This is a genomic window from Pontibacter ummariensis (assembly GCF_900188175.1).
Classification (GTDB): Bacteria; Bacteroidota; Bacteroidia; order Cytophagales; family Hymenobacteraceae; genus Pontibacter; species Pontibacter ummariensis.
Genome location: NZ_FZOQ01000044.1, coordinates 1 through 17,969, shown reverse-complemented (window position 1 = coordinate 17,969; position 17,969 = coordinate 1). Strand labels below are relative to the sequence as shown.

General features: G+C 54.2%; 12 protein-coding genes and 1 pseudogene. 3 read left to right on the top strand and 10 right to left on the bottom strand.

What is annotated here, in order from left to right; genetic code table 11:
- The 3 genes from CHB92_RS24590 to CHB92_RS24580 all read left to right on the top strand — a co-directional run.
- Nucleotides 1–5,015: PA14 domain-containing protein (locus CHB92_RS24590; RefSeq protein ID WP_245842893.1), on the top strand; the 5,015-nt coding region annotated here is incomplete at its 5' end.
- Complete coding sequence (locus tag CHB92_RS24585) at nucleotides 4,993–5,529, top strand: hypothetical protein (protein ID WP_089321894.1); 537 nt, start codon at nucleotides 4,993–4,995, stop codon at nucleotides 5,527–5,529. The genes CHB92_RS24590 and CHB92_RS24585, both read left to right, overlap by 23 nt.
- Nucleotides 5,530–6,352: 823 nt before the next feature.
- Nucleotides 6,353–7,528 (top strand): hypothetical protein, encoded by a 1,176-nt coding sequence (locus CHB92_RS24580; protein ID WP_089321893.1) that lies wholly within the window; start codon nucleotides 6,353–6,355, stop codon nucleotides 7,526–7,528.
- Between the two features lie 200 nt (nucleotides 7,529–7,728).
- Here CHB92_RS24580 and CHB92_RS24575 read toward each other — a convergent pair whose 3' ends face one another.
- From CHB92_RS24575 to CHB92_RS24525, 10 genes and pseudogenes are all read right to left on the bottom strand, one after another.
- A complete protein-coding gene (locus CHB92_RS24575; RefSeq protein WP_089321892.1) occupies nucleotides 7,729–8,013 on the bottom strand; it encodes a hypothetical protein in 285 nt (94 codons plus the stop codon).
- A 6-nt stretch (nucleotides 8,014–8,019) separates the two neighbouring features.
- Nucleotides 8,020–8,727, bottom strand: a complete 708-nt coding sequence (locus CHB92_RS24570; protein WP_089321891.1) for a hypothetical protein — start codon at nucleotides 8,725–8,727, stop codon at nucleotides 8,020–8,022.
- Nucleotides 8,728–9,023: 296 nt separating this feature from the next.
- Complete coding sequence (locus CHB92_RS24565) at nucleotides 9,024–10,580, bottom strand: alkaline phosphatase D family protein (protein WP_089321890.1); 1,557 nt, start codon at nucleotides 10,578–10,580, stop codon at nucleotides 9,024–9,026.
- An 873-nt stretch (nucleotides 10,581–11,453) separates the two neighbouring features.
- Nucleotides 11,454–11,924, bottom strand: coding sequence for a JAB domain-containing protein (locus tag CHB92_RS24560; RefSeq protein WP_089321889.1), 471 nt, complete (start codon nucleotides 11,922–11,924; stop codon nucleotides 11,454–11,456).
- 407 nt (nucleotides 11,925–12,331) lie between these two features.
- On the bottom strand, nucleotides 12,332–13,129 hold the full coding sequence (locus CHB92_RS24555; RefSeq protein WP_089321888.1) for a hypothetical protein: 798 nt from the start codon (nucleotides 13,127–13,129) through the stop codon (nucleotides 12,332–12,334).
- Nucleotides 13,126–13,998 (bottom strand): conjugative transposon protein TraN, encoded by an 873-nt coding sequence (gene traN / locus CHB92_RS24550; protein ID WP_089321887.1) that lies wholly within the window; start codon nucleotides 13,996–13,998, stop codon nucleotides 13,126–13,128. Before traN ends, CHB92_RS24555 begins: the two co-directional genes overlap by 4 nt.
- Nucleotides 13,999–14,034: 36 nt before the next feature.
- A complete protein-coding gene (traM, locus tag CHB92_RS24545; protein WP_089321886.1) occupies nucleotides 14,035–15,405 on the bottom strand; it encodes a conjugative transposon protein TraM in 1,371 nt (456 codons plus the stop codon).
- A 425-nt stretch (nucleotides 15,406–15,830) separates the two neighbouring features.
- The gene (gene traK, locus CHB92_RS24535) at nucleotides 15,831–16,448 is read right to left on the bottom strand and encodes a conjugative transposon protein TraK (RefSeq protein ID WP_089321884.1); all 618 of its coding nucleotides are present in this window, start codon (nucleotides 16,446–16,448) and stop codon (nucleotides 15,831–15,833) included.
- Nucleotides 16,449–16,495: 47 nt separating this feature from the next.
- Nucleotides 16,496–17,719, bottom strand: coding sequence for a conjugative transposon protein TraJ (gene traJ / locus CHB92_RS24530; protein ID WP_089321883.1), 1,224 nt, complete (start codon nucleotides 17,717–17,719; stop codon nucleotides 16,496–16,498).
- A gap of 34 nt (nucleotides 17,720–17,753) precedes the next feature.
- Nucleotides 17,754–17,969 (bottom strand): annotated as a pseudogene (locus CHB92_RS24525) (TerB family tellurite resistance protein); the annotation flags it as partial.

Genomic DNA, 17,969 nt, shown 5'->3' with positions numbered 1-17,969 from the left:
AGACCCGTGACGAGAACGGCTCCCTCACGGTGGAGTACAAGGACAAGCAGGGAAGGGTGGTGCAGAAGAAGGTGCAGGAGGCCGAGGGGGCGGACAGCAGGTCGGAGACAGGCTTCATGGTCACCCAGTACGTCTACGACGACCTGGGCAACCTGCGCCTGGTGCTCCAGCCAGAGGGCGTGCGGAGGCTCTCCTCCGGGGCCGGGGAGCCGGCCCCGGCGCCTGCTACAGGCACCATAACCCGCGAGCACTGGGACTATGTTTACGAGGGCACCCTCTCTGATGTCCCCGTGACAAAGGGTCCCTCCAGCTCGGGCGAGCTCACTTCCTTCGAGGCGCCCACACTTTTCGGGGACTACTACGGCCAGCGCCTTAGCGGCTACATAACCGCACCGGAGACGGGCTACTATACTTTCTGGATCGCCTCCGATGATGACTCTGAGCTGTGGCTGAGTCCGAATACAAGCCCGGGGGAGCGGGAGAAGATTGCCTACGTGGACGGGTGGACCTACCCACAGGAGTGGGGCAAGTATACCTCCCAACAGTCGGCGCCTGTGTACCTGGAGGCAGGGAAGAGTTACTATATCGAGGCCCTACACGCTGCGGGCACCGGGGAGGACAACCTTTCTGTGCAGTGGCAGCTGCCGGACGGAACCCTGGAGGGGCCGATCCCCGGCACCAGGCTCTCCCCGATGGGTAGCCTGCCGCTGCCGACAGGCGGGGCGGGCTACGTGAAGCGGCAGGTGTGGTCGGGTGTTGCCGGGGACTTCGTCTCCGACATCCCTCTGAGTACTCCCCCGACCAGTGAGGGGGTGTTGCTCGGGCTGGAGGCGCCCACCGATGAGGCAGACAACTACGGCCAGCGCGTCAGCGGTTATATAACCGCCCCTGAGACGGGGCAGTACACCTTCTGGATCGCCGCCGATGATGGGGCAGAGCTTTGGCTGAGCACTTCTAGTGACCCGGCGGCGAAGGTGAAGATCGCCTCTGTGGACGGCTACACGGCCTCCCGAGAGTGGGGCAAGTACGCCTCCCAGCAGTCGGCGCTCGTAACGCTGCAGGCGGGCACGCAGTACTACATCGAGGCTCTGCACAAGGAGGGCGTGGGGGGCGATAACCTGGCCGTGGGCTGGCAGCTGCCGAGCGGCACGCTGGAGAGGCCTGTTCCCAGCAACAGGATCTCAACAGAACTTAAGGGCGCGGAAGAGCCCTCTCAGCCCTCTGATCCTTCCGGAAAGGTACTGCGGGAGTACTGGGCGGAGGTGCACAGCGAGTCTGTCTCCGACATTCCCGTTACGACAACGCCTACGTCCACAATGGAGCTCACTTCTTTTGAGGCGCCGACAGACGTTGCAGACAACTACGGCCAGCGCGTCAGTGGCTATGTGACGGCACCGCAGACAGGCAACTACACCTTCTGGATCGCCTCGGACAACGCGGGGGAACTGTGGCTCAGCACAGACGCAAGCCCGGGCAACAAAGCAAGGATCGCCTACTTGAACGGGTGGACCTATCCGCGGGAGTGGAACAAGTATGATGTTCAACAGTCGGCCCCGATACATCTGGAGGCAGGGAAGAAGTACTACATCGAGGCCTTGCAGGTGGAAGGCGGCGGCGGTGACAACCTGGCTGTGCAGTGGCAGCTGCCTGACGGAACCCTGGAGGGGCCGATCCCCGGCACCAGGCTCTCGCTTTACCAAGAGGCCACTACAGCACCTGGCTCAGACCCTGTGGCCGGAGCCGTGGAGCTAAACGAGGAGTTCCTTTCCCGCTGGGCCTTCCGCTACGCCTACGACGGCCGCAGAAGGCTTGTGGAGAAGCAGGTGCCGGGGGCGGGGCCGGTGGAGACGGTGTACAACAAGCGGGACGAGGCGGTCTTCACGCGGGACGCCAACCAGAAGGATAGGGGCGAGTGGGCCTTTGTCAAGTACGACGTGCTGGGCCGGCCGGTGATGACAGGAGTTGTCTCCGAGAGCCGCGGCAGGGACACGCTACAGGCAAAGGTGGACGCGCTCACCGGGGCAAGCCTCTACGAGTCGCCAGACAGCTCCTTCCTGGGCTACACGCTCAACGACTCCTCGCCAGAGGGCATGGGCATCGCGGAGGGGGACGTGCTGACGGTGACCTACTACGACGACTACTCTCCCTTCGGCACGGCCTACGCCTTTGACAGCTCGGCGCTTGCGGGCATGGCCGGCAAGAACGAGCGGGTAAGGGGCCAGGTGACGGGCACGCGCACCAGGGTGCTGGGCACCGGCGACTGGCTCACCAGCGTCAATTACTACGATGACAAGTACCGGCTGATCCAGACCGTCTCCGACGGTTATGTGGGAGGGGCCCTGCAGCCGGAGGCGGACCGGGTGACCACCCGCTACGACTTCACAGGAAAGCCCCTGGAGACGCTCACCGTGCACAGGAAGGGGACCCAGGTGTTTGTGGCCCAGAACGAGTACGCCTACGACCACATGGGAAGGCCGACCACCACGATTCAAAGGATGGGCACGGACCCCGGGCAGATCCACGCCCAGGCGGCCGTGGTGCTCTCCAGCAACACCTACAACGCGCTGGGCCAGCTGGTGGACAAGAGGCTGCACTCCACCGAGGCCGGGTACGCCGAGGAGAACAGGGGCTACCTGCAGAGCGTGGACTACCGCTACAACATCCGCGGCTGGCTCTCCTCTATTAACAACGGCACGATCACCAGCGACGGCGGGAAGACCAACGACGAGACAAACGACCTGTTCGGCCTGGAGCTGGGCTACAACACAGGTATGCAGACAGGCACCGGCACGGCCCAGTACAACGGCAACATCGCCGAGATGCGCTGGGTCTCTGTAGGGGACGGGGTGCAGCGGGGCTACGGCTACACTTATGATAAAGCAAGCCGCCTGCTCAAGGGCACCTACAAGGCCTATGACGGGGCGGGCTGGACGGCGGAGGCAGACCGCTACACCGTAGACGGCCTTACCTACGACTACAACGGCAACATCCACTCTCTGCAGCGTAGGGGCATGGTCTCGGGCGACGCCTACGACAGGACCAGCGATCAGTTCGGCGTAGTCGACAACCTCTCCTACGCCTACGAGGGCAACCGCCTGGCCACAGTGAACGACGCGGTGACCGTGACGGGCCCTGCGGGTGACTTCCGCGACAACGGCTCGGAAAAGGCCTACAGCGAGGGAGACCAGTCTTCGTGGGAGTACGCCTACGACGCCAACGGCAACATGACGCGCGATGAGAACAAGGGCCTTGACAGGGTAAGCTACAACCACCTGAACCTGCCGGATTCTGTGTTTGTGAAAGATAAGGGCTATATTGCCTATGCCTACACGGCGGCGGGCGTAAAGCTCAGGAAGGAGGTCCACGAGACGGGCAAGCCGGTGGTGGCAACCGACTACGCGGGCGTGTTCGTGCACCAGGCAGACACGCTCTTTGCCCACACGGCCGAGGGGCGTGTGCTCTACGAGCCGGGAAGCGGGCAGGGGTGGCGCTACGAGTACCACCTCAAGGACCACCTGGGCAACCTCAGGGTCACCTTCGCCGAGCCCACCACCTCCCTTCACCTGGCCACCATGGAGGACGAGCGGGCCTCGGAGGAGGCGCAGTTCGACGGCTTCGAGAACACCCGGATAGGGGTGGTGGAGGGGCTGGACCACACGCACAAGACGGCCTACCCGGTGGGGGGGCAGACACAGGCGGTCAGGCTCAACCGCTACAGGGGAGCCGTGGCCACGCCGGGCATCAGCCTGAGGGTAATGCCGGGGGACGTGGTGAAGGCAAAGGTATATGCCAAGTACGTGGACCTGAGAAGGAGCACGGTGGACGCCAGCGTGGTTGTCAACGCCCTGATGGGTGCGGCCACGGGCTACACGGTGATCTCCGAGTCGGGCGGGGTGAGCAAGGTGCTCGACAGCTACGGAACGGTGGTGGCCACGTTGGGAGGCTCCGAGGCGGGGGCGGCGCCAACGGCCTCGCTGCACTGGATGCTCTACGACGAGGGGATGAGGCTTGTCAACAGCGGCTACCAGCGCGTGAACGCTACGGCCTCTGTGACGGACGCCACTACGCTGTCGGGCGCTCACCAGGAGCTCTCGCTTGAGGTGCCGACGATCGCAAGGGCCGGTTTCCTAAGGGTGGAGGTGCGCCACGACGCGGCCGAGGACGTGGACGTGTACTTCGATGACCTGGAGGTGGAGCACGGGCACGGGCTATTGGTGCAGGAGAACCACTACGACCCCTGGGGCTTGAATCTCGTAGGAATAGAGCGGCAGGGGATGCCCGACCACCTCTTCCAGTACAACGGCAAGGAAAAGCAGACCGAACTGGGCCTGAACTGGATGGACTACGGGGCCAGGATGTACGACGCCCAGATCGGAAGATGGCATGTCGTGGACCCAATGGCGGAGAATCACTACGGCTTCACGTCCTATAACTACGCCCTCAATAATCCGCTTAGATTTACAGATCCTTTAGGTATGGATACACTCAGTGTCCATACAGAGAAGCCTGTAAAGAGACAGGATGTACTTGTTAAAGATGATGGCTCTACAACAACAGCAAGCTCAAATGAGGCAGTAATAAAACCCCAAGGTAATGTTTCTCAAGATGCGAATGACAGTGAGTCCACTCAACAGCAGGAGGAAGTAGGCAATACTAACTATGCAGAACTTGTACCTTTACTGGCAACAAGGGTAGCAAGCAGAACTGCTATGGGTTGGGGAGGTGCTGCCCTAGAGCCAACATTTATAGGAGAATTGGCAATGACTGCTGTTACTATCTATACCGCTTATGAAATTTATCAATTTGCTAAATCTTCAAATAAAGACAGAGCAACTGATATTCCCTCATGGGCTAAAGGCAAAAAGCCTAAAGCTGGTGAATCAGGTAAGGATTATGCAAAAAGGGTATTAGATGAACAATACGGTGCAGGAGAGTGGAATAAAGGTCCAAAAGATGTAGGGCCAACTAGTGAGTATAATAAGTTAAGAAAGTATGGAGATAGATATAAAAGGTAGTAAAGGCATGAAAAGACAAGAGGTTTGGCTAATAGGGGTGCAAATAGATATTGAAATTGAAGAGCCTGAATTTTATTTCATAATTATTCCAGATGAAATAGATAAAGTTTTGCTTCGGAGGAAGAAAATTTTAATGTTCAATAAAAAGGAGCTTTGCTCCTTTTTATTAGAAGATTATAATATAAAGATTGAAAACATAGATTCTGGGTTTATCAATGAATTAGATTTTGTATATAAGATTAGAGATGTTATTGACTTGGTTAAAAATGAGGGGATTGATAGACAAACAGTAGTCATTGATTCTCTAAATATCCTTTTTGATGTCATCACATCTATAGATATTGAGATACCTCAGCCATATAAAGAAATTCTTTATGATTTTGCTGATTTTTTAACATTTGATACAAATATATCTAAAGGCTTAAAGCAGGTTAAATATTCTTCAATAGACATCATAGATGCTGTTTATTGGCTAAATGGTTGTATGTTTTCAAATTCAACTTTCATACGGTAATATTCTTACCATTTTGGATAAAGCTTTATTTTTGCAGTATACCTCCAAAGCGACAGCTAATACTGTTTTATAAGCCAAAGGCAGGTAGAGCGGGGTTCGTGTGCTGCTCACTTAGTTACGCCAGCCAACAAAGCAAGGCTTCCCTTCGGCTCACTCGTGCCTCGTTCGGTCTTGCTTTGCCGCTTTACTGCCACCGCTTCCTCACGTCAGCCGTGGCAGTAAAGCTTTGGCTGCCTTCACACGCTGCGCTGCTCCTCACTGCTGCTCTCTCTGTGTTGCAAGTCCTGTTTCGACAAGCTGCACAGCACTTACAGCCCAGCCGCATCCCGTGTTATTGCTCGCCTGCGGGTCAGCCGCCGCGCAGCCAGCCGCCCACCCTCACGGGTGTTCTCCTCCTGGCTGGCTGTGGCTTCCGCTCGCAGCGGCTTCGCGCTTGAAATCTTACCCCCAACCCCCGGAATCAACCGGGGGTTTTGCCTGTAATTAGAGGTGTGCCTTAACCAACAGATCAGCTAACCGCACGAAAGGCTAAGGGGCTACAGCTCTTTTGCGGCAGAGGGCCTTTTACGTTTAGTTGAGCTTATAGTCTTTTGGAACATAGTATGGGTATATGTTTACTTTAAATTGAAAGAGTAATTGGATATAAAGTTTACTATATTACATGAAGAGTTCATGAGCGGATACTCTATAACTAGTGCAGACGTAGCCTAAGTGGAAGCTACAAAAATTATTAAAGTTGAACAGCTAGGTTTCTTTTATCCTCGGTAGATATAAAAACCGTTCAAAAGTGTTTAAGATATTCTTAACTAAAATTTCTAGATAGATGCGCCTACAGCATTACCTCCTTATCTTCCTGCTACTGTTTTTCTCCACGGCCTCTTTAGCCCAACAACTGCCTCCGAAAGTGGAGCAGCTGAAAGAAAGCATAGCAGAGGCTAAGCAGTTACTAGCCCAGCTAAAAGAGCAGCGGGAGCGTCTGCGCTCCCTGCAGGCCGCCCTGCAGGACTCTGCGGCTCTTGAGCAGGCGCTGGACAGCCTACAGCAACAGTACGCTAGTCCCCAGGAACTGGAGATGCAGGAGGATAGCCTGAAACTGGCCTTTGCCGATCATCAGCAGGCCTTGCTGAAGCTGGACGAGGCAGAGGCCAGGCTCCGGGAGGAGATAGCCAGGGCCACGGAGACTTTGGCCAAGCCAGCTCTGCCGGAAGAGGCCTCTGAGGCACTAGAGAAGCTAAAGCAGGCAAGCAAGCAAAGCGCCAAGGCCATGCTCCCCAGCCAGCAGCTGCTGGAGAAGCTGCCCCAAGAGCTGCCTGCCCCCCAAGAGCTGCAGGGGATGGCACGGGAAAGGGCCCTGAAGGCGGCGGGGGACCACTTCGCAGGCCACAAAGACAAGCTCCGCGAGGGGAGGCGGGAGCTGGACAAGTACAAGGGCAGGTTTGAGAAGGTGGAGAGCGTGAAAGACATGCCTAAGGGACTCCTGAAGCTAAACCCGCTGAAGGGGAAGCCCTGGCAGGAGCGTGTGGTGTTGGGCACGCACTGGCAGTTTGGGAATCAGGAGCGGTTCCTCATCGACCTCGGCCCCTACGCCGCCTGGCGTTTCACAGACAAGATCTCTGCTGGCGCAGGCTTCCAGTACCGCCTTAGCGTGAGCGTAAAGGAAAAGCCCTGGGTGAGCGCTTCGGACAAGACCCTCGGCTACTTCGCCTTCTCGGAAGTGGAGGTGCTCAAGGGCTTCTTCGCCAGGCTCCACTACGAGAGCCTCAGCACCCCCGTTCCTAGCCCTGATGCCACAGGGAAGGTAGAGCAGGTGGAGCATGAGTGGGTGAAGGGACTCTCGGTGGGAGTGGGGAGGAACTACACTTTCTTCAAGCAGATCCAAGGCTTTGCCCTGATGCAGTACAACCTGCTGCACGAGCAGAGAAAGACACCCTACCTAAAGCCCCTGCAGGCGAAGATTGGTTTTTATATTAATGGGGGAAGCTTGAGGACTAAAAAGTAATGGCTTGAAAACATAAGACTAAGGGAAAACCAGCATGAGACTATATGACGTAACCAAGGCGCCATGCAACTTTACATGAGTTGCCTCACTGTTGAGGCAGTGAGTGTAAGTTGAGTAAACACTAAAAAGTAGGCCTGCCAAAAGCTAAAGAAGCTAACGTTCGGCAGGCCTGAAAACTAAGGAGTATAGAGCCTCTGCCGTTATAGTAACAAGGCAAACTTGGGCACTTTTCTGGCAATTTTAACTGCCGTGTCACCCAACTCCCTGATGTTCTGGACGAGCTCGGCCTGGGACAGGTTGTCCCGCGACGCTTCCTCCACTACCCTTGTAAGCACTGCGTATACCCGCAAGTCCTCGGTGCAGGGCGTCACCGCATCGATCTCCTCCTTAGACAGTCCCATAAGTTGGTTTAGCTCCTTCCTGTACTGTCCGTTAAAAGCGGCATCCGCCTCCGCAAATAAATCGCTGAATCTGTTGTTTGGCATGCTGTTTTACTTTTTACCTGTTATACTCTTTATGTTATTTGATATTTCTTCGAGTTTCCTGTAGGTATCCTCGCTCTGAACGTCTATTTCCTTTCCCTGCTCCACAGCTTTCTTCACCTGCTTGGATACCCTAACCAAAGTATTTGTGACCAGCGTGTCGGTACCGCCTAGCCCTGCCATGGACAATGCTTCCCGTTGGGCGTCTTTGACTTTTCGTATAGACCTTAGGTGGGCGGTAATTGCCGAGTTGGCGTAAACTGCGTTGTCATATGATTGGTCGATAGCCTTCCGAATATCGGCCTCCTGCTGTAGGACGGGCGAGAGCAGCTCCTCGCGCTTGCTTTCTATCTGGGCACGCGCTGCCTCCTGGAACTCTGCCATTACCTGCAAGGCCTCCTCGGCTTCCTCCTTTCCTTCCGTTTGCCCTGCTGCCTCGATCGCCCCGTACAGCGACGGCTCTCCCTTCCTGTACTGGGCCAGCTCGTGCTTCAGGACATAGTGGATAACAAAGGGGGCGTAAACGTCATCCACGAACGAGTTGATATCGTCCTTTAGCTGCCCATAGTAGACTTGCACGGTGTTCCTGTGGGAGGCGTGAAGACCTTTTAAGTCATTTCCCAGTGTCTCCGATAGCGTTACTGTCTCCCTTGGCACGGAAACACAGGCCGTTTGGAGTGGGATTATCAGCAGTAATCCCAGGTGTTTTAATTTCATGTTTAGAACTTGAATAGTATAAGGGTGATTTAAATCTGGCTGGTATGAAACGTATGAAACATTAGCTGTTATTTGGGCTATGAGAAGAAGGAGAGTTCTTAGCCTATTACCTGCAGCTCTGCTGTCATGTCATTTTGCCACTCGTGAGGTAGGTTCTGAAGATGAATATTTTAAGAGCTAGGCTAAGGCATTGAGGATAAGAGAGCTTCTTCTCACGGTCAAACTAAAACTTGCAGCTGCTAAAGGAGAGGTCCAGGCAAAAGCCCGGGCCTTTTCCTACACAAACAGCTACTATCTTAGTCCGTCTTTGCTCCAACAGGGTTCACGACTTTGGTATAGGGCGTCTCCTGTCCCTCCACGTACCACTCGGCCCATACGCGCCGTTGCTCGTCCAGCGTCAGTGACAGCCAGTTTCTCGCCCCGATGATGCGCTGGGAGCTTCCCGGGAACTTCAGTAGCTGGGCCGTGATGCCCCTGTCGATGTCTTCTACCTTGCCGCCCAACACCTTCTCGAGCATGTAGACCACAAGGCCCGGGGGAGGGGTGTTGACCATGGCCGAGGAGGTAAGCTGGTTGATGACATTGGCCCCGCTACGGCTCGAGTGCTGCCTGTCCGACTGAATATAACCAAGGGCGGCGGCATGCACGTCTCCCGACACGACTGTGACGCGGCAGCCTGTCTCCTCTGAGAACTTGAGCAGGCGGTGGATCAGCCGCAGCCGCTCCTCCTGGTGCGTCCTGCTCAGCCACTGGTCCCTGAAGTCGTCCTCCATCTCCTGCTGGCCAGGCAGCAGGCCGAAGGCAGACTCGAGCATGTTAAGGTTGACGTAGACAAGGGGAATGCTCGACATGACAAGCAAGTGCTTGCACCCTGCCTGCGTGACCTTTCCCTCCTTGTCTCTTTTCTCCCGGAGCTCCTCATCCATCCAGTCCCGCACCTTGTTCCAGGACTCCAGGCTCATTACCTGCTGCTGCGTACGCTCAGAGCGCAGGTCGAGGGCCACCAAGGCGATGTCGCCAACACGGTGAGCATAGGTGAAGCCTTGTCTACTTGAGAGAAAAGCCTGCCCCAGGTCCTCCTCATCCTTTGCCTGCAGTTGGAACAGGCTGAAGTATTCCCGGGCTATTTTATAAATGCCCTGGTACACAGGGCACTCCTGCTGTGCTTTAGGATAAGAGCCCCAGCCGTCGAAGATGTCGTGGTCATCCCACATCATGAGCGTGGGGATCTGTCTCATCATCTCAGCTGGGGCTTTTCGGTTCCACTTATGGCAATAAAGCTCGAAGTAGTACTGCTCTACGCCTTTTTTCATCTCCTCTGTGAACTCAGCCTTTATCCTCTCCTCAAGTGGTTCTTCGAGCCACGCTTTCAGCTCGGGGACCCGCTCCCAAAGGCTGTCTGCATAGACCTGATCCCCTCCCATGAACAGCAAATGGTAAGGGGCCTCCATGTGAACGCCTTGCATGTGCTTCCACATGGCGTCCGGGTCCTTGATCTTCTTCATATCTTTAGGACTATGGAAGTCGAAGCAGGAGCCGTAGGAGATGCGGAGCGGCTTGTTGATCTCGGGAACCTTATAACTGTAGTTACCTGCACCGTTAATTGAATAGTTCACTGTCTGCTCTTCTTCGGTGCGCAGAACAGTCCACTCCGTTCGCCACACGTGATAGTCCCCGTAGGTTTTTAGCAGTTCGGTGGAGTTGCCTTCTGTTTCTCTCATTCCGCTTACAGTAAGGCTAAAGCGGGGCGGGGTAGTGTCCCCTTTGGTGACGATAAGCGCCGAGGTGCCCCAGCTTTCTCTTTGTGCTCCCCGGAACCCCAGAACAGGGCCGGTGACAATGTTGTTTGCCATAACAGTATTAGTTCTCTATAAGTTATTGTTTTTATTAAGTATGAGGCCAGGTGTTAAATCTTGCCTGTGTTGAAAATAGTAGGTAGCCTCTAAGAATGCAAAAGCTAATGGAGTTTAAACATCGAGTGGGCCAGATGCATCGGGTAGTTTCAGCAGGGCAGTAGGTGTAGTGTTTAAGCGGAGGTGCAAACAGAAGGGGGTATGCTTAAGCCTTGCTCAAGGCCTTCTGAGGCGGGATGGTTTAAGTGATTTTTTTTGGCTTATGTACTGACTATAAGAGCTCTTAGCCTGCTTTTTTCCTATGGGCACGCTGTTTGGATTTCTTTCCCCTTACCTGTCCTACAAAGGCATATATGGCAGGCTTAACTAAAAAAAGCCAAGGGAGACGATACGGCTATTAAAGCTCAGTTTTTGGTACACAGTGGTAAAAATCACAGGTGCCAAGGTGAAAATACCATCAGGATGAGGGGGTTTTCCCAGTGGTTAGCTGTGATTTTTTACGACTAATAGGAGAAGACTTGTCCCTGTGGCAGAGGAAAGGGCATGCTTCATCTTCGGGGCGGGGTATATAAAATAGTAAGACAAACACTGGTACTGGCCAGGGAGAAGCTCTAGGAGTTTCTTTCTGATTAATAGACTAGACCGCACATAGTATCGGAGGCAGATTGGTAACCGCAAAGGTGCAGTTGCCCTTCTGAACCTACTTTGGCCTTAGGGGTTACTGCAAAATGTAGTAGAGGAATAGGGAAAAGCAAGCGACGCCAAGCAGGAAGTATGCGTGTATCAACCTAGCGAAACGAACTACTCTAAACGGAGCTTTCCTAAAGGTGTTCATTTCAGAGATGTCGTTCTCACAGTGAACAAAAAAAGGGACTATAAAAGCCCCTCGTCTGCTAGCGAGTAGTAGCTCTCGCTGGTGAGAATGATGTGGTCCAGCACCGCGATGTCGAGCAGTTCCCCGCCCTGTTTTATTTTCTTTGTCAGCTGCAGGTCAGCCGAACTAGGCTTGAGGTTGCCGGAGGGGTGGTTGTGGCAGAGGACGATGGAGGAGGCGCAGGCTTTCAGGGCTGCCACGAAGATGAGCTTCGGGTCCGCCACTGTGCCGGCCACTCCTCCTGTCGACAGCTCATAGATGCCAAGTACTCTGTTGGCCCTGTTGAGAAGCATGACTTTGAATTGCTCCACAAACTCAATCCTGCCGGTGTCCCAGCTTGCCTTCAGCACATTGTAGCAGTCGGTGGAGCAGGTGACCTGCGGCCTTTCAGAGGGTTTCACTTTGGCGCGGTAGGTGAGTTTGATCTCTGCTACTTTAGAAAAGGAAGGATTTTTAGTGAGCTTTTCCATAATCTCTGTCTTTTTAGTGTGAGGAATTGATTATGGTGCCCCTCCTGCCTTCGGGACGGACTAAGGGCATAGGTGGAGACAAAGAAAATGCGGAGGGCTCCCTTCAGGGATACCCATTTTCTTTGTACTACCTTGTCCCCGTGTCCGGCACACAAGGCTACCTTTGCACTGGAATGAATGCCCAAGCACTTTTGCTTTAATGCATCTTATAGAAATGCCTGGATTTTTTACGGATGGGTATGTTCAGGGGAAGTGAGGTAAATGGCGATTGAAAGTGTTGCGCGGATAGAACAAAAAAGCACCGGTATCACTGACACCAGTGCTTTCATTCTCATGGTATTACAGCCGTCTCTCTAAAATTAGTAAACGTTGTGACATACGCCACTATAGTAAAGAGTGCGGGCAACTTATAAGGAGAGCCCTTTCTTGCGAGGCCTCTTTTTCTCCAGTTGATCATCCTTTGTGAAGTCCTGCTTCTTTTCATTTTGCTGTGTCTTTTGTTCCTTTCTTACGGCGTCCTCACGTTTTGAGTCCTGCCGAAGGAGGGTCTCCCGCTTCAAGGGCTTCATTCGTTCATCATATACATTGATGGTCTTGAACTGCGGGCTTGCCTCTACGAACCGCTTGACTTCCTGGCCATCCTGCACAGCCGTTATTAGTTGCACATTGCCCTTCTGTAGCGATTTGAACAGCTGTTCTTCTTTTTCCGGGTCACTAAGTTCCTTTATGGCGAACTGCTTCAACGTTTTCTCTAGGTCAAACCCATAGTTCTCATGGAACTGTTTTACCTTGTGGTTGCCCTGCTGATCGCGTTTTTGGTTTTCTAGTTGCAACCAAGCCTTATAGGGCTGCCCCTCGGCATTGACGAGGTCTTTATAGACAGACCTGCCATTGAGTAGGTTATAAGCCTCCCGGGCTGTAATGCCACTGTTTTTATTGATATAGAAAGTCTGTACCCGGTCCTTTTCTCCATTATCGGGCTTGAGCGTGGCATCGTACTTATTGAAAAAGTACATGTCGACCTGGTCTGACCTGCGGAAGTGCAGGGTATAATCCACTTGGCTTTTGAAGTAAGGCATCTGTACCTTCAGGTGGAACTCCGGCTGCTGTTGCCTCACGTTTTTTTCCAGCTCCTCACTAAGGTTGGTGCCGAAGCCCAGGTACCGGAGGCCGTCTTTGAGGTAATCCAGGTTCTTTGCATTCATGGTTTTGTAATTAGAGATTCTTTAACAGGATTATTTAGGAGGTAAGACTCTAGGATAAGTGGGCAGGCAAGCCGGAGATCCCTTTTGCGTACTCTAAGTTTGAGGTGCCTGCCGCCACCTTTCTCGAACAAGTCGAGCACTAGCTCCTTTCCATTCATTAAAGCGTGTTTCTGCAAGGCGAATACCAGCACTTTTCGTTGGCCAGCCTCTACAGCTCCGGCTTTGTCCTCATAGGTGTAGAGCGCAGACAGGACTTGCGCCTGTGTGGCTGTGCGTCTTGCCTGCTTCCTGTCGTGCACCGTAAATCGGCTAAAGTCGAGCTTATAGGGGAGAGGGGATTTGTTGGTAAGTACAACGCGGTAAAAGAGGGTGTTGTCGTGGATGTAGATGCCTTCCACTGCGGCTCTTGCCCCACCTTTCTTATCCCTGATGCCATAGTAGAACTTTGAATCTCGCACCAGGTTCTTTGCGATCGTTTCCAGCTGTTTCTCATTAAAGGCTGCATTCGTAAATAGGACAGAAGCGGTGTTCATCGGGGAGGCATCTAGCCTTATCAGGGTGCGTTCCGGGTTATCAGCGTAGCGGACCGGAAAACTGTAGAGATTGCCGTCGGTGGTGATGACGGTGAGATTAGTTTCAGGGAAACCAGCACGAGCGGCCTTGACATGAAGTACATTTCCCACCTGAGAGGGTATCTGGGCCAAGATATCGCTACTACCCCGGTCCACGCTTTGAATGGCATAGGGGAAAATGAGGCTGGTTGTTTTGGTGAGAGCTAGTTTAAGGAAGTCTTGCTGTAGGCTTTGCGCCATGCCAGTCAGCTGGCAGAGAAGAAAACACAGCAGTACGGTGAATGAGTTTTTGTTCATGGCTGATTGGTTGTGGGTAGAAAAAAGTTTTAGAACTTACTGGCGCGGGTTCTGGGCCCGGAGCAGGAGGAGATGCCCTGCCTTAACTGTTACTTTTACCTGCCTTGCCTGCCTGCTCAAAAGCCCCTTGGCCGCCTCGATGCCTGCTCCCGCCACCTGTACTCCAAGTGAGGGACTAAGCGAGGAAAGCTGCAAGTTTTGTCCGACAGCCTCGGAAGCTTCCTGCCTGGCCGTCTCCCTTATGGGGCTTCCGGGGATAAACAACCCCTCCATCCCATCTAGGTCGTAGGCCACCAGGGACACAGGATGCACGCTATTGCCCAAGCGAACAGAGTTTATCATAATGGTGAGGCGCTTACCCCTGATCTGGCAAATGCCATAGAGCAGGCTTCCGCCAGGGAGTAGTTTGCCCGCCAAAAATACGTCCTGTAGTAGTCGTAGTCTTAGGGTATTGCCAGAGGTCAATGTTTGCGTTTCGTCCACAGCGGCCTCTACTGTGTTAGCGTTTTGCGCTGCCTCGCCTTGCATATCCGACAGGCCGAAGAAACCGTTCTGAGCATGAGCTTGCGGCGTTTCGGGCTTGGGCAGGCCAGGGACAATAGGGGAGGGGGCTGTGGTAAGAGAACTGGAGGTGCCCGCTTGTAGTAAAGTAACTGGTGGTGCCCCGGATACAGGCTGCACGATGAAACTTTGCTGTACTATTTGCGAGGAATGTTCCCGGCGTCTTTCCTTTACCCGTTCAGGGTGCTGAATGTCCAGGATGCGCTCCAGCATGCCCTCTAGCTGCTGCATCTCCGGGTCCGGTCCTCTGTCAGGCCGGGCCATGTTCTGCATCATCTGCTCGAGCTTCTCCACGTCCTGGCGAAAACGTGTATCCTGCTTGGCAGCAGAGCTGCCGGCTGTTATCTGCTGCGTTGGCATTGCTTTGATCGCTGGCGATTCCTGATTTACTAATTGCGATAGCTGAGCGAGCCTTAGGTTGATTTTTTCCTCGTTTGGATCTTTCTTTATGAGACTACCGGGGACTGTACTTGCCAAACCTGCAGCGGGAAGAGCCAAGGTAGGATTAGCCGCCCTGTCGTTCTGGCTGCCCCCGTTTAACTTCTCGTCCTCACCGTTAGTAATGCCGACTAGATGGAGCAAGCCATCCTTGTCCATTCGACCCTGCTTGTGCAGCCTGCGGCGCGCCTGTTCGTAGAGTCCCAGTTTGCCTTGTCCAAGATTATTCTCAAGCTGGGGCCCGGGAAGCTGTAGGTTCAGGCCTTTTGTGGCAGGCAATGCCGCGGCTTCTGTACCCTTACCACCTCCCAGCGCCCAGAAACCCATAGCAAGGAAGGGGAGTGTGAGTAGCGGCAGGACGAGAAGAGAACTTCGCCTGCGCTGGTGTGCTTCGGAGTGCTTTTTCATAATGAGTTATTTGAATGGTGGATAAAGTTCTTGGGCTGGTCTTTTCTGGCTGTCCAGGCTCTCCCACTGTTGCTGTGCATGATTATCTTGGTGTATGCCTCGGGAGGCTGGTGTCTTCGAGCTAGTCTCTGTATAACGCTTCGGCAGAAAAAGCTCCAACAGAGAGACTTTTCTTATAGGTTGCTTAGGCCATACTGCATGCATGAAAACACTGAGATGGGCACCACCAAGGAGCAGGCAGAAAAGCAACAGGCAACCCTTTCTCGTGTAAAGGGGCAGTGTGCTAAACTTACAGCTTAACAGCTTTGCTACTCTTTCCTGTTGTTGATATATCGCCCTGGCAACAAGGAAGGCCGCCCTGTCTTGTATCCGGTTTGCTGCCTGCTCCTGGTGTTTTCCAGTATCCTTTTTATACAGTAGCATAATCAACGACTTTTCGTGAAAAGGTCTTGGTTCTCTATGGTGGTCCATCGCTCTATCAGGAAGCCGTGTGGATTATTGTCCGAGCGGGAGACACTGCGAAGCAAGCCCTCGGTGATGAGGCTGCGCATGAGAACGGAGGTGGCACGGATGAGTCGCTGCCTTGCATAGCAACGAAATGGATAGGGATAACTCCCTGTGTCCACTGTCACGCTATCCACAATAATCTCCTGACTCATGTTAGCTGAGATAAGTCCCGTAAAGTAGCCTTTCTCCCGTAGGTTATCGTAGGCCTGCCTGGCAGAGCCGTCGGCCAGATACAGTGCTTTTCCGATATTAGCTTCTATCACTTTTTCGTCAGGATCCAGCGTGAAGAAGTGCTCATGGAAGCTGCGTACATGGTCGCGGGCCTCCACCGGGATGTTTTCATTTCGGCCAGAGGAGAAGGCCTCCAGGGCCTTGCCGTCGGCCAGGATATAGATGCGCTCTTGGGCTAGTTTCATTTGCCTAAAGCTGTGGTAGATGGCAAGGCTGCTTACCGCCGTGCAGGCCACAAGGAAAAGGAGGCTGAAGGTGCGAATATGCCGGAAGGCACTGTCGATATTTTGGAGTTGTCTGAACATAGCTAGGTGTTTATGGGATGAATAGGAGTACTTTAGACATGATCATGTTAGTCTTTTCCGGATAGGCGCGCATGCTGGTAACTCTCGGGCGGAGAGTCCTTCGAGGTACCCGGGGCTTCAGGACTCGGCCCGCTGTTTAAGCCGCCCATGATATGGGTAAAGTGATTTGCCCCTGCTCCCAGTGCAGCGGCGATGTGGCCTGCGCCTGTGCCGCCTGCCGCAAGGGCGGTGCGGTTGGTGGTGCTCAGTAGGTTGGTGACCTTGTAGAGCAGGGCGTTACCCCCGCCGGCATGCACTATGTAGTTGGCCACGTTTGGCACGGTGAAGTAGCCCACAATGCCGATGAGAAGGAAGATGAGGTAGGCTAAGTCGGTGGCGCTAAAGAAGGTGTCCCCGCCATGCTCTACCTGGCTAATGTCGATCCGCAGCATGTTCTCCTGTATTTTGCCGATGATGCTGCCGAAGATGTTAGCCACCGGCAGCCACATGTACACGTTGACGTAGCGGGCCAGCCAGACAGTGAGCGTATGTTGGAAGCCGTCGAAGACGGCGAAGCCGAAAACAAGGGGGGCCAGCACCGCCAGCACGATGAGGTAGAAGGTGCGGATGGTGTTGATGCAGAGGGCGGCCGTCTGGAAGAGCACCATCAGAATCTCCGACATCCACTGCTTGATTGAGTGGCGGAAGGCATAGGAGGCTTTGGCCATGGCGAACTTCACGTCGTTGCCGATGCTCTCGAGGATGCTTTCCCCCTCACCGAGTGGGTCGTCCGGGTGGGTGTATTTGTACCACTTTTCCCGGTCGCCCTCGCCGTCTGTGCCCACGTACAACTGCCAGGCATCCGAGCTTTGGATGGCTTCCTCTTTCTGTTTCAGCAGCACAGCGATAGCTTTGTCTGAGTCTTCCACCATGGTGCCGGTGGCTGTTACCGTCGGCTGGAGCACCCCGTTCAGCAAGGCCAGGACGGAGGGAAAGAGGAGCACCGCCAGGCCCAGGGCAAAGGGCCGGAGCAGGGGGTAGAAGTCCACCGGCTCGGCGTTGGCTAGGTGGCGCCAGACGCGGGAGGCGATGTACCACAGGGCGGCAAAGCCTGCCAGTCCGCGGCCCACGCCGATGAGCCGCTCGCAGAGGGGCAGCATCTCAGCATATAGCCCGTCCAGCACCTGGTGCAAGCTTTGCATGTCTTGTGCCGTGCCTTGTGCCAAGGAGTGGAGTGGCAGTAACAGAGCTGGCAGGCTTACAAGGAAGGATGTAAGATGAAGTTTTTTCATGCTTCTGTTTACTGTAGGTTATCAGAGTGACATGTTAGGGAGTGTTCTTGTAGAGGTCTTGCATGGTCTGGACATCCTGCCGTTCTTTGGCTCTCTGGATAGCCAGCAGGCTTGCCTGCCGATTGAAGTGTCTAAGGAAAACGAGTTTATCCTCAGTCTCGGTGAAGATGCGGTCGATGGCCGTGATCCGCTCGGCATCGCTCATGCGCAGCTCCCCGGCTGTGAGGATAAGGGTCAGCTCGTCCAGGTG